This is a genomic window from Brevibacterium sp. NPDC056726 (assembly GCF_042790515.1).
Taxonomy (GTDB): domain Bacteria; phylum Actinomycetota; class Actinomycetes; order Actinomycetales; family Brevibacteriaceae; genus Brevibacterium; species Brevibacterium sanguinis.
Genome location: NZ_JBHTYZ010000001.1, coordinates 456348 through 469446, shown reverse-complemented (window position 1 = coordinate 469446; position 13099 = coordinate 456348). Strand labels below are relative to the sequence as shown.

The 13099-nt window shown below is 70.2% G+C and carries 11 protein-coding genes; 10 read left to right on the top strand and 1 reads right to left on the bottom strand.

What is annotated here, in order from left to right; translation table 11 throughout:
- The first annotated feature begins 65 nt into the window (after positions 1 to 65).
- From ACFQ91_RS02145 to ptsP, 10 genes are all read left to right on the top strand, one after another.
- Positions 66 to 1568 carry a sodium:solute symporter gene (locus ACFQ91_RS02145; RefSeq protein WP_198499690.1) on the top strand — a complete coding sequence of 501 codons (1503 nt, stop codon included), beginning with the start codon at positions 66 to 68 and terminating at the stop codon, positions 1566 to 1568.
- On the top strand, positions 1565 to 2578 hold the full coding sequence (gene murQ, locus ACFQ91_RS02140) for an N-acetylmuramic acid 6-phosphate etherase (RefSeq protein ID WP_198499689.1): 1014 nt from the start codon (positions 1565 to 1567) through the stop codon (positions 2576 to 2578). The genes ACFQ91_RS02145 and murQ overlap by 4 nt, the downstream gene beginning before the upstream one ends.
- Positions 2575 to 3573: a BadF/BadG/BcrA/BcrD ATPase family protein gene (locus ACFQ91_RS02135; protein ID WP_232623707.1), complete on the top strand. Its 999-nt coding sequence runs from the start codon at positions 2575 to 2577 to the stop codon at positions 3571 to 3573. Before murQ ends, ACFQ91_RS02135 begins: the two co-directional genes overlap by 4 nt.
- A gap of 96 nt (positions 3574 to 3669) precedes the next feature.
- Positions 3670 to 5454 carry a glycosyltransferase family 2 protein gene (locus ACFQ91_RS02130; protein WP_198499688.1) on the top strand — a complete coding sequence of 595 codons (1785 nt, stop codon included), beginning with the start codon at positions 3670 to 3672 and terminating at the stop codon, positions 5452 to 5454.
- Between the two features lie 114 nt (positions 5455 to 5568).
- The gene (locus ACFQ91_RS02125) at positions 5569 to 5826 is read left to right on the top strand and encodes a PspC domain-containing protein (protein ID WP_198499687.1); all 258 of its coding nucleotides are present in this window, start codon (positions 5569 to 5571) and stop codon (positions 5824 to 5826) included.
- A 257-nt stretch (positions 5827 to 6083) separates the two neighbouring features.
- A complete protein-coding gene (locus ACFQ91_RS02120) occupies positions 6084 to 6845 on the top strand; it encodes a DeoR/GlpR family DNA-binding transcription regulator (RefSeq protein ID WP_198499686.1) in 762 nt (253 codons plus the stop codon).
- The gene (gene pfkB / locus ACFQ91_RS02115) at positions 6842 to 7789 is read left to right on the top strand and encodes a 1-phosphofructokinase (protein ID WP_198499685.1); all 948 of its coding nucleotides are present in this window, start codon (positions 6842 to 6844) and stop codon (positions 7787 to 7789) included. Before ACFQ91_RS02120 ends, pfkB begins: the two co-directional genes overlap by 4 nt.
- Positions 7790 to 7832: 43 nt before the next feature.
- Complete coding sequence (locus ACFQ91_RS02110) at positions 7833 to 9980, top strand: fructose-specific PTS transporter subunit EIIC (protein ID WP_198499684.1); 2148 nt, start codon at positions 7833 to 7835, stop codon at positions 9978 to 9980.
- A gap of 82 nt (positions 9981 to 10062) precedes the next feature.
- Entirely contained in the window at positions 10063 to 10332 is a 270-nt protein-coding gene (locus ACFQ91_RS02105; RefSeq protein WP_198499683.1) for an HPr family phosphocarrier protein, read from the top strand.
- The gene (gene ptsP / locus ACFQ91_RS02100; RefSeq protein WP_198499682.1) at positions 10329 to 12041 is read left to right on the top strand and encodes a phosphoenolpyruvate--protein phosphotransferase; all 1713 of its coding nucleotides are present in this window, start codon (positions 10329 to 10331) and stop codon (positions 12039 to 12041) included. Before ACFQ91_RS02105 ends, ptsP begins: the two co-directional genes overlap by 4 nt.
- 52 nt (positions 12042 to 12093) lie before the next feature.
- On the opposite strand, the gene ACFQ91_RS02095 is transcribed toward ptsP, so the two are convergent.
- Positions 12094 to 13011, bottom strand: a complete 918-nt coding sequence (locus tag ACFQ91_RS02095; protein ID WP_198499681.1) for a LysR family transcriptional regulator — start codon at positions 13009 to 13011, stop codon at positions 12094 to 12096.
- Positions 13012 to 13099: the final 88 nt, after the last annotated feature.

Here is a 13099-nt window from a genome sequence, read left to right as displayed (position 1 = left end):
GACGCGGCCCTCACCGGCAAGGACGCCGGCAGCCGAGACCGCCGCACTGAGAAGGAGTCACGACCATGCAGATCATCGACCTCCTGGTGATCGTCGTCTACCTCGTCGCCACCGCGTGGCTGGGCCTGAAGCTGAGCGGCCGACAGACCGGGCTCAAGGACTACTTCCTCGGCGGGCGGGAGCTGCCCTGGTGGGCGGTGTGCCTGTCGGTCGTCGCGACCGAGACGAGTGCGCTCACCGTCATCGGCATTCCTGTGATGAGCTACCTCGGCGACATCTCCTACCTGCAGCTGGCGCTCGGCTACATCGTCGGCCGCGTCCTCGTCGCGTTCTTCATGCTGCCGCGCTACTACGACGGGGAGATGATCACGGCGTACGCGTACCTCGGCAAGCGCTTCGGCCAGTCGACGCAGACGACCGCGGGCATCACGTTCCTCTTCACCCGCCTGCTCGCCGACGGCATCCGCGTGCTCGCTGCCGCGATCCCGCTCAAGGTCATCCTCGACGGGCTCGGCATCCACACGAACTACTTCGTCATCATCGTCGTCCTCTCCCTCGTCACGATCGTCTACACGTTCATCGGCGGCATCAAGGCCGTCGTCTGGGTCGACGTCGCCCAGATGTTCCTCTACGTCTTCGGCGGGATCCTCGCGATCATCGTCATCACCGCCGGTGTCGGCGGGGGATGGTTCGCCGAGGCGGCCGCCGCCGGGAAGCTGCAGATGTTCGTCTTCGAGGGCAACCCGATCAATGCCGCGGGATCGTTCATCCCCTCGTTCGTCGGCGGCGCGGTCTTCGCGATGGCCTCCCACGGGGCCGATCAGATCATCGTCCAGCGGCTGCTCGCTTGCCGCACGAAGGTCGATGCGCAGAAGGCGCTCATCTGGTCGGGCATCGTCGTCTTCGTCCAGTTCGCGATCTTCCTCGCCGTCGGCCTCGCCCTGTGGGCCTACTACGACCAGGCGCTGCCGGCCGATCTCGGGCTCACCCGCGACGACGAGATCTTCCCGCTCTTCATCATCGAGGGCCTGCCGCCGGGCATCTCCGGGCTGCTGCTCGCCGGCATCCTCGCCGCGGCGATGTCGACGCTGTCCTCGTCGCTCTCGGCACTGTCGTCCTCGACGGTCAACGACGTCTGGGCCCGCTTCCGCAGGACCCCGCTCACCGACGCCGAGGGGCTCAGGGTCGGACGCTGGGCGACGATCGCGTGGGGCGTGGCGTTCATCCTCCCGGCCACGGTCTTCGAATCCGACTCCGGCAACATCGTCATCCTCGCCCTCGGCATCGCCGGTATCACCTACGGCGGGCTGCTCGGCGCCTTCGTCTTCGGCATGGTCAACAAGCGGGCGACCGCTGTCGATGCGAACATCGCCTTCACCCTCGCGATCGCCGTCAACGCGTTCTTCTTCGTCATGGAGAAGTACGTCACCGGTGAGGTCTGGGTGGCGTGGCAGTGGTATCCCCTCCTCGGCGTCCTCGTCATGGTCTCCGTCGGCGGGCTGCTGTCCCTGCGGCATCCGGCCCCACCCGTGGCCGCCGTCGCCGAGGCGGAGGGCAGCCTGCGATGACCACGGCACAGTCCCAGCCCCCGGAGTCGGATCCCGGCGCGCGCCCCTCGGGTGCTCACCCGCAGTCCCAGCCGGGGCTCTCGCCGACTGAGCGGCGCAATCCGCGCAGCGCGGGCCTCGACGACCTCGACAGCCTCGGCGTGCTCACCCTGCTCAACGCCGAGGACCAAGCTGTGCTCGACGCGGTCGCCGCGGCCCTGCCGGATCTCGCCGCGCTCGTCGACCTCGCGGCGGAGCGGATGCGCGCCGGCGGTACCGTCCACTATTTCGGGGCCGGCACCTCCGGTCGCCTCGGCGTCCTCGACGCCAGTGAGCTCATGCCGACGTTCAACCTCGAGCCCGGCCGCGTCGTCGGACACATCGCCGGCGGGGAGCCGGCACTCGTCAACGCCATCGAGAACGCCGAGGACTCGCTGGCCGACGGGCGCCGCGACGGCGCCGGGCTGGGGGAGCGGGACGTCGCGATCGGGATCGCCGCGAGCGGGTCGACCCCCTACGTCCGCGGGGCCCTCGAGGCCGCCGGGGAGGCCGGTGCCCACACCGTGCTCATCTCGAACAACCCGCAGGCGCCCGTCGCCGAGGCGGCCGCGGCCCACATCGTCCTCGACACCGGACCCGAGGTCGTCACCGGGTCGACCCGGCTCAAGGCCGGCACCGCGCAGAAGCTCGCCCTCAACGGGTTCTCCACCGCGCTCATGGTCGCCCTCGGGCGGACGTGGCAGAACCTCATGGTCTCCGTCGTCGCGACGAACGCGAAGCTGCGCGAGCGCACCGTCCGCATCCTCCGGGAGGCCGCGGACCTCGACGACAACGCTGCCCGTGAGCTCCTCGCCCGGTGCGACGGTGACCTCAAGACGGCGCTCGTCGTCTCCTTCGCCGAGGTGGCCCCCGCCGCTGCCGCCGAGCTGCTCGCCGGGCACGACGGCTCGGTGAGAGCGGCGATCGCCGCCGCGGCAACCACCGCCGACGGCCCCGCGGAGAGCAGCCCCGGTGCCGGGGCCGGCGCATGATGCCCGGCTCTGCCACCGGTGACCTCGTCCTCGGCATCGACGTCGGCGGCACCGGCAGCCGCGTCGCGCTCGCCGCGCCCGCTGCCGACCGCCTCGGCGACCAGGTCATCCTCGGCACACTCACCGGCCCCCGCGTCGAGATCGGGGCCGAGGGCACCAGCGCTCCCGTCGTCATCCGACGGCTCGTCGCCGCGGCCCGGCAGGCCTGGCCGGAGCCTTTCTCCCGGGTGACCGGCATCGGGATCGGGGCTACCGGGATCGCGTCCCTGGCCGCCGATCCCACCGTGCTCGCGCAGGTCATCGCCGCCGAGGCGGACGCGCGGACCGCGGTGACGATCGACGCGGTCACCGCGCACCTCGGTGCGCTCGGCGGCGCCGGCGGGGCGATCGCCGTGCTCGGCACCGGGGCGATCGCGATCGCGCACCCGGGAGCCGACGACGACGGGATCCTCGGTGCGCAGTGGTCGCGCGTCGACGGCTGGGGCCACCTCTTCGGCGACCGCGGGGGCGGCGCGTGGATCGGTCGGCACGCCCTCGAGGCCGCCCTGCGCGCGCACGACAGGGTCGATCGGCGCGGGGCCGCCCTCCTCGCCGCGGCGACCGGGCGCTTCGGGGATCCGAGCACGTGGCCGGCGACGTTCTACACCCGCAGCGACCGCGCGGGCCTCCTCGCGGAGTTCGCCGTCGACGTCGCAGCACTCGCCCGCGTCGAGGATCCGGTGGCCGTGGCTCTCCTCGCCGAGGCGGGACAGGAGGCCGCGCGCAGCGCAGTCGCGGCAGCGTCTGCCTCGGGCGCCTCCCGCATCGCCCTGACCGGGGGTCTGACCAGGGCGGGAGAAGCCCTCCTTGCCGAGTTCGGTGCGGAGGCGGCGCGGATCGACCCCGACATCACCGTCGTCGAACCCGGCGGCGATCCGCTCGCCGGTGCGCTCGTGCTCGCGAGCCTCATCGCCGCCGAGCAGATCCGTGCCCAGGAGGCCGTTCTCTGGGTGTGACGGTCGTCTGCAAGTCAGCTTGCCGACGACAACTGTTCACCTGACCGGCATCTGCGGATCAGCCCGTGGTCAGATGCCTTGCGCAGGATCGGGACTGTGAGAACCAGTCGCGAACCGTCGTCCGGATTCGACCGCCGTCCGAGGTCGGAGCACCTGTCCCTCCACCGCAGCCTTCCCGCACCCCAGGGGGCCGGCCTGCCCGTCATCGACGTCGTCCCGCCTCGGCGCCCTTCGCGTCGTGAAGTGCAGGGACTCGAGCTGCCGACGGGCCGTCGCACCCCGGTCTACCGCGTCTTCGAAGCGCTGCCGGCGGTCATCAGCTATACGGCGATCGCGCTCGTCTTCATCCTGCCGTTCATCGATCCGATGGTCGGCGCGGTCTACGTCCTCACGATCGTCGGGCTGACGTTCGTGCGGGCGCTGCGCGGGGCTGTCGACGTCGCCCGCGGCTTCAACCGGTACCGGCGCAGCGCCCGCGTCGATTGGAGCGCCCGACTCGTCGACCTCGAACGCGCCATCGCCGGACTGCCCGCCCTGCCGTCCCCGCAGTGCGGTTTCCGGGCCGCCGACCATGCGGCGACCGTCACGCGGGTGCGCGAGGACCCGCAGGCGGTGATGCGCCCCTCCCAGCTGCTCCACGCCGTCGTCGTCGCCGCGTACAACGAGCCGTTCGACGTCATCGCCGGCACCATCCGCACCCTGCTGCACACGTCGACCTCGCCGCGGCAGATCGTCGTCTTCTTCGCGTTCGAGGAGCGGGGCGGGCCGGTGATGGCGGAGACGGCGCGCCGCCTCGCCGCCGAGTACGGGGACGGCTTCTTCGCCTTCGTCCCGGTCCCGCACCCGGCGGGTGTGCCCGGTGAGATCGCCGGGAAGGGGGCGAACATCACCCATGCCGGGCGGAAGCTGGCGAGCTGGGTGCGGGAGCGCGGGATCGACCCGGAGCGGGTCATCGTCACGAGTCTCGACTGCGACAACACCCCGCACGAGTCGTACTTCGACTATGTGGCCTATGAGTACGCGACGGCACCCGACCGGGCGCGGCTGTCGTTCCAGCCGATCAGCCTCTACATGACGAACATCTGGGACGCTCCGGCGCCGTCGCGGGTCGTGGCGAGCGCCAACTGCTTCTGGAATCTCACGACCACGGTGCGGCACTTCGCGCTGCGGAACTTCGCGTCGCACTCCCAGCCGCTGCCGGCGCTCATCGACATGGGGTTCTGGTCGACGCGGACGATCGTCGAGGACGGTCACCAGTACTGGCGCAGCTGGTTCCACTTCGACGGCGACTACCGGGTCGTGCCCATCCACGTGCCGATCTATCAGGACGCGGTGCTCGCCGGGAGCTTCACGGAGACGATGGTCGCCCAGTTCAAGCAGCTCAGCCGCTGGTCGTACGGGGCCAGCGACGTCCCCTATGTCGGGGTGCGGGTCTTCGCCGGTGATGCGAAGTCGCCGTTCTGGCCCGGGTTCCTGCGCTTCCTGTCCCTCCTCGAAGGGCACGTCAGCCTCGCGTCGATCTCCGTCATCATCGCCGTGGGCGGGTGGATCCCGTTCGTCGTCGCCTCGCACACCGGGCAGGCGAGCGAGTTCATCGAGGCGATGCCGATGACCGTGGGGCTCATCCAGCAGATCGGCATGATCGCGCTCCTCGTCTCGGTGCTCGTCTTCCGTGCCCTCCTGCCGCCGCGGCCGGTGCACGTGCCGGTCTCGCGGAGCGTGACGATGTGGCTGCAGTGGCTGCTCTATCCGCTCACGCTGCTGATCTTCAACGCCGGCACCGCGCTCTACTCGCAGTGGTGCCTGCTCACCGGCCGCTACCGCGAGCGCTTCGACGTCACGGAGAAGGTGTCGGGAGCGTCCCTGCGGCGCGCCGCCTGAGGCGCCCGGGGCGACCGTTCCACGGGTCGGGGGCCGGAAGATTATGGGTTTCCTCAGTCGAGTCTCAGGTCATCACCCTGTGGGGCCGCTCGCTGGCGGCGTAGTGTCGAAGACATGAACTCACTCTTCGATTCCATTCGCAAGATCGGCTATCGCCGCGGCCCCGAGCGGATCGTCGGCGGCATCGCAGGAGGCCTCGCCAAGGTCACCGGACTCAATGTCTGGATCGTTCGTCTCCTCGTGCTCGCCTCGTTCCTCCTGCCGGTCCTCGGCGTCGGCGCCTACCTCGTCGTCTGGGCGATCACCCCGTGGCAGGACGGGAGCATCCCGCTCCAGCGCGCCTTCGGCGGTGCCGGCCGACTCGAGCGCTGACCCGGCAGCCGACGTCGTCAAGCCCGCGCGAGCGGTCCGGGCAGGACCGTGCGCGTGAAGAGGCCCTGTGATCCCCTGTCAGGGAGGGATCACAGGGCCTCTGTGCGTCTGAGCCGCCGTCCACTGACTCGCTGACGCTCGGCTCCTCGTCGTCGAACCCGCGGATTCCGGGCCATCGGCATGCCCGCTTCGTTCGCGGGTCCAAATAAATGTTGTTTTCGCTGTGTTTATGTCTGTATGTGTGGCATCATGAAACTGTGTACGCTGCTGAACGCCAGAAGACGATCCTCGCGGCCGCTCGCTCGCAGGGCCGGGTCGAAGTCAGTTCGCTCGCCGATGAGCTGAACGTCACGGCCGAGACGATCCGTCGCGACCTCACCGTCCTCGAACGCCGCGGACTGCTCACGCGCATGCACGGCGGTGCCATCCCCGCGGATGCGCTGACTCCGGAGCCCGCGCTCGATGAGCGCATCGGACACCGTGCGGCGGAGAAGCAGCGGGTGGCGCTGCGGGCTCTCGAGGAGATTCCCGACGGCGGGAGCATCCTGCTCGACGCGGGAACGAGCACCCTCGCCATCGCCCATGCGATCCCCGACGAGCTGCCGCTGACGGTCGTCGCCAACAGCCCGATGATCTGCGCCGTCCTCGCCTCGAAGCCCGGCATCACACTCCTGCAGCTCGGCGGACGGGTCCGTGCGCGGACCGGTGCGGCGGTCGGACGCTGGACCACCGAGGCGCTCGCCGACCTCACCATCGACGTCGGCTTCATCGGCACCAACGGCTTCGACGCCCTTCGCGGGCTGACGACTCCCGACGAATCGGAGGCTGCGACGAAGCGGGCAATGGTCGATGCGTGCCGCACCACTGTGCTCGTCGCCGACTCGAGCAAGGCCTCCCAGGTCCACCTCCATCGCTTCGCCGAACTCGCCGACGTCGACCTCGTCATCACCGACACCGACCTCGACGAGTCCGCTGCGGAGTCTCTCCGCGACTCCGGCCCGGACCTCGTGACCGTATGATCGTCACGCTCACTCCGAACCCGAGTGTCGACCGTGCCGTCACGGTGGGTGCACTGCGCCGCGGACACGTTCTCCGTGCCGCCTCATCCCGGGTCGACCCCGGGGGCAAGGGCGTCAACGTCGGGCGCGCCCTGACCGCCATGGGAGTCCGACCGCTCGTCGTGGTGCCCTCGGGAGGCCCCGAAGGCACTCTGTTCGACACGCTGCTGAGAGCGGATGGAATCCGCGCCGAGGTCGTGCCCATCGCCGAGAGCATGCGGATGAACGTCAGCGTGCTCGAACCCGACGGCACGACGACGAAGCTCAACGAGGCGGGACCCGAACTCGCCCCCGGCGAGGTCGCATCGCTGGTGGAGGCCACGCTCGAGGTTGCGGCGCCCGGGGTCTGGATCGCCGGTTGCGGAAGCCTGCCCCCAGGTGTGCCGACCGATCTCTACGCAACGCTTGTGCGCGAGGCACAGGCCCGCGGCGCGCGGGTGGCGATCGACTCCTCCGGCGCCCCGTTCGACGCCGCCGTCGCGGCCGGACCCACCCTCATCAAGCCCAATCGCGTCGAACTCTCCGAACTCACCGGTCGGCCCCTCGACACGCTCGGGGCCGTCGTCGACACCGCACGGGAACTCGTCAGCACGGGCATCGACTGCGTCGCGGTGAGTCTCGGCCGCGACGGGGCGGTGCTCGTCACCGCTGACTCCGCAGTGCACGCGACAGCCGTCATCTCCGATCCGGTCTCCACAGTCGGGGCCGGCGACTGCATGCTCGCCGGACTCCTCCACGGCCTCGACAGCGGCGCCGACCTCCCGAGCGCTCTCGGCCAGGGAGTGCGTTGGGGAGCCGCCGCCGTCAGGCTTCAGGGCACTGCGGTTCCGACACCCGATCACCTCATCGACATTGCGGTGACGATCTCGGAGGACCCCGAGCTCGCCCTGCCACTGGACGACTGATCCGACGCCACACCGACGGGCGCGGATCACGAAAGGAATCGACATGCCACTGATCAATGACGAACAGGTTGTGCTCGGCCTCACCGGAGGCGACAAGCGCGAAGCAACACGCAGGCTTGCCGAATGCCTGGTGGCGACCGGCCGCTGCACCGATCTCGACCTCTTCGCCGCCGACGTCGACGAACGCGAGGCGAAGACCGCGACCGGGCTGCCCGGAGGGATCGCGATCCCTCACGCGCGCAGCGCGGCGATCACCGAACCCTCCCTCGTCTTCGGACGGACCGCAGCGGGCATCGACTGGGGTGCGAAGGACGGTCCCGCCCGCCTCGTCTTCCTCATCGCGGCACCGGCAGACGGCGGCGACGCCCACATGAAGGTTCTGCCGCAGCTGGCGCGCGCGCTCATGCGGGAGGACTTCAGAGACGCCCTGCTCACCGCTCAGACGCCCGCCGACGTCGTCGAGATCGTCGGCGACCACGTCCATCTCGACGAGGCCGCCGAGACCGAGAGTCCCGCACCCGCGGGACCACCCGCACCCGGACCGCCGGCACCGTCCGTCTCCGAACCCGCGGCCCCGCCCGCTCGCGACGAACAGGCCGACACCGCACCGGAAACGACTCCCGATGGACAGCCGGATGACCAGTCCGCGCGCCGACTGAGGTTCGTCGGCGTGACCTCGTGCCCCACCGGCATCGCGCACACGTACATGGCTGCGGAGTCGCTGGAGAATGCCGCTGCCGCCGCGGGCCATGAGATCGTCGTCGAGACTCAGGGGTCGGCCGGTTCGACGCCGCTGACGCCGGCGCAGATCGCCGCGGCGGATGCCGTTATCTTCGCCCACGACGTCGAAGTGAAGGAGCGCGCTCGCTTCGCGGGCAAGCCGACGGTCGATGTGGGGGTGAAGAAGGCGATCTCCGATGCGCCGCAGCTCATCGGCAGGGCCGCAGAACTCGCGGCATCGGGTGGCCCCGGCGACGCCGACAGTTCGGCCGCGACCACCGCCGGCACCGGAGCCGACGACGGAGACGAGCAGATCGGGTTCGGCACCAAGCTGCGACAGTGGCTGATGACAGGTGTCTCCTACATGATCCCGTTCGTCGCCGCCGGCGGCATCCTCATCGCCGTCTCGTTCATGCTCGCGCAGATCGCTCTCGGCGAGAACGGGGCCATCGAGATCGTCAAGTACAGTCTCATCGGCGACGACCAGTACAACATCGCACAGAACTTCGATCTCACGAGCCTCACCTCGTGGGCCGCTCTCGCCTATGTAATCGGTGCCGCGTCGTTCGGATTCCTCGTGCCGATCCTCTCCGGATACATCGCCTTCGCGATCGCCGACCGGCCGGGCCTCGTTCCCGGCATCGTCGGGGGATCCGTGGCGGTGACCATGGACGCGGGATTCCTCGGCGGCATCGTCACCGGCCTGCTCGCCGGTGCCGTCGCCAAATGGATCGCCGGCTGGAAGGTGCACAAGGGCGTCCGCGGCGTCATGCCGGTCGTCGTCATTCCGCTGCTCTCAGCACTCATCACCGCAGGGCTGTTCATCACAGTGCTCGGGCGACCCATCGTCGCCCTGATGAACGGTCTCAACGAGGGGCTCAGCGGACTGACCGGCGGGGGAGTGCTGGTCCTCGGACTGATCCTCGGCGCGATGATGGGCTTCGACCTCGGCGGCCCGGTCAACAAGGTCGCCTACGGATTCGCCACCGCCGGCCTCTCCGCGGCCGGCACGGCGATGGACGCACCGCAGCTGAAGATCATGGCCGCAGTCATGGCGGCAGGAATGGTCGCCCCGCTCGCCCTGGCGCTGGCGACGGCGATCGCCCCGAAGCTCTTCTCGGCACCGGAGCGCGAGAACGGAAAGGCGGCGTGGCTGCTCGGCGCGTCCTTCATCTCCGAAGGCGCGATTCCGTTCGCCGCGGCCGATCCGATCCGGATCATCATCGCCTCGACGATCGGCTCGGCGGCGACCGGCGGCCTCGTCATGCTCTTCGGCTCGACACTCCTCGCGCCGCACGGCGGCATCTGGGTGCTGCCCCTCATCGGGCAGCCGCTGCTCTTCGTCCTCGCCCTGGCCGTCGGCGTGGTCATCACCGCCGCACTCGTCGTGCTCTTCAAGGCGATGGCCGCTCGGCGGCGCACTGCGAAGGCCGCGAACCGGGACCTCGACACCACGATGGTCGCCGCATGACCCGACGATTCAACCGCCCGCCAGACGGGCCCGTGCTCGCGACCGAGCACACCTCACGATGAACACAACCCAAGGAGAGATCATGGCAACTCGCACCGTCACCATCGCATCGGCCGTCGGACTCCACGCTCGGCCCGCGTCCCTCTTCGTCGAAGCCGTCACCGAATCTGGGATCGACGTCGAGATCAGCCGTCCCGGCGAAGACGCCGTCGACGCCGGCAGCATCCTCGGCGTGATGGCGCTCGGCGCCAAGCACGGGGAGGAGGTCGAACTCTCAGCCGATGCCGAGGGAGCCGACGCCGTTCTCGACCGCCTCGTCGCTCTGCTCGCCACGGACATGGACGCGCAATGAGCACCCGCGGCACGGCAGCGGTGACCGAAGGCGGCACCGCCGTCCTCCACGGAATCGGTGTGAGCCCCGGAACCGCGTACGGTCCCATCGCGCAGGCGGCCGCACCGGTGATGCCCGCCGCCGACGAGCCCGCCGCAGAGGATCCCGCAGCAGCGGCCGAGACGGCCATCGCCAGTTTCATGGACGTCGCGGACGACCTCGATGCGAAGGCGCTGAGGGCCGATCCGACGGCCCGCGACATCCTCAAGGCCACGGCGATGATCGCCCGTGATCGCTCGCTGCACCGTGAGGTCACCAAGCGCCTGCACGCGGGCAGCGGCCCGACCCGAGCCATCGCCGAGGCGATCGATGAGTTCGCCGCACGGTTCGAAGCGCTCGGAGGATACTTCGCCGAACGTGTCACCGACCTCCGTGATGTGGGGGCGCGCACCATCGCCGCGGTGCTCGGCGAACCGGCACCCGGACTGCCCGACCTCGCCGAGCCGAGCATCGTCGCGGCCGACGACCTCGCTCCCGCGGAGACGGCCACGCTCGACCGGTCTCTCGTGCTGGGAATCATCACCCGGGCAGGGGGACTGACGAGTCACACGGCGATTCTCGCGGCGCAGATGGGCATTCCCGCAGTGGTGCAGCTGCCCGACGCAACGACGATCCCCGACGGCACTCTCGTCTCGATCGACGGCGGCAGCGGTGACGTCGTCCTGCGACCGGACCCGGCGGCGGTCGACGCTCAGCGCCGACGTCGTCAGCAGCTCTCCGCCGCGCTCGCCGGCGTATCCGGTCCCGGAGAGACCTCCGACGGCCACCGGGTCGCCCTGCTCGCCAACATCGGAGGCGTAGAGGACGCTGAGCTCGCCGGCGCCGAGGATCTCGAAGGAGTCGGTCTCTTCCGCACCGAGTTCGTCTTCCTCTCCGCCGCTGTGGCCCCGACGGTCGAGGAGCAGACGGACATCTACCGCCGGGTGTTCGCCCCCTTCTCCGGCCGTCGGGTCGTCGTGCGCACCCTTGACGCCGGCGCGGACAAGCCGCTGGCCTTCGCCGACCTCGGTCCGGAGGAGAACCCGGCTCTCGGCCGCAGGGGTCTGAGGCTGTCACAGGCTCGCCCGAAGATCCTCGACGCGCAGCTGCAGGCGCTCGCGGCAGCCGCAGCGGCCACAGGCGCCGACGTCAAAGTCATGGCGCCCATGGTCTCGACGGCTTCCGAGGCTCGCTGGTTCGCCCAGCAGGTGCGAGCCCACGGCCTGTCCTCACCCGGGGTGATGATCGAAGTGCCCGGAGCCGCCGTGCGCGCCAGAAGCGTGCTCGAGGCCGTCGACTTCGGAAGTCTGGGCACCAACGACCTCGCGCAGTACACGATGGCGGCCGATCGCATGGAGGGTGAGCTCTCCGAGCTGCTCGACCCGTGGCAGCCCGCTGTGCTCGCCATGATCGCGACGGCGGCCGACGGGGCCGAGGAAGCCGGCAAGCCGCTCGGGGTCTGTGGTGAGTCGGCTGGCGATCCGCTCCTGGCGCTGGTCCTCGCAGGCCTCGGCATCACGAGTCTGTCGATGGCCCCGAGCAGGATCGGCGCAGTTCGACTGGCACTGCGACGACATTCGCAGGAGGATTGTCGGGCTCTCGCCGCAGCGGCGCTCGCAGCGGAGACGCCGGCCTCGGCCCGGGAAGCGGTGCGCGCCTCCCTCGCTCCGGACCTCATCGAACTGCTCTGAGCGGCAGGGGCGGGCGCAGCATCCCCCCGCTCACCACCGAGGCGGCCCGCCGTCATTCGGCCTCGTCGCCGGCCCCCGCCTCGGCGAAGGCGGCATCGACGACGTCGAGGAACACCTCGAGGGTGGGTCCCGGATCGAAGAGGGCCGAGCGCACCATGACGCCGTAGAGCGGGGGCAGCTCGCGCGGCACAGGGACCGTGTTGACCGCTCCCCAGACGACCCCGACGCCGTCGAGGGGCATGAGCGCCACGGCCAGGTCGGCGGCGACGAGCGGCAGGGCCGTCTGCAGCGTCGAGACCTGCTGCACGCTGCCCGGGGCGATGCCGAGCAGATCCCACAGCTGCTGGGAGATCTCCACGAGCCCGGGAAACCCGGGGATCTGCGACGGGATGACCCAGTGCGCCGCCTCCAACTCCGCCCTGCCCATGTTCGCTCGGCCCGGCGGTACCGCGATCGCCAGCGGCATCGTCGCCACTCCGCGCATCGTCAGCGCCGGGAAGTTCGCGGCCAGCGCGTCGACATCGGAGGTGGCGACGAAGCCGATGTCGACCCGCCCCTCCGAGACGAGGTCGAGCACCCGGGCGGGGAACGGATCCGAGAGATCGACGGCGACCCCGGGCGCGGTCTCCCGGAACGTCCGCAGCAGCGGCGGCAGCCGCGACCACGAGAACGTCGGCACCGACGCCACCCGCAGCACTCCGGCCGTCCCGGACCCGAGCGCACGGGTGCGCTCGGCGATCTCATCGCCCCACTGCACGAGCCGTGCCCCGTCCCTGGCGAGCTGACGGCCCGCCGGAGTCGGCGCCACCCCGCGGGGCAGCCGGTCGAGCAGCCTGACCCCGAGCTCCGCCTCGAACGCGAGGATCGCCTGGCTCAGCGGCGGCTGCGTCATGTGCAGCTTCTGCGCCGCAGCCGAGATCGATCCCTCGTCGACGACGGCGAGGAAGTACTTGAGACGCGTGAGGTTCATAGTCGTTCATTGTATGGGGTTAGCAGAATAAAGATATTTGTCATCTACCAGTGCAGGCCTGAAGCTGGTGGGGAGCCGATCGACGTCG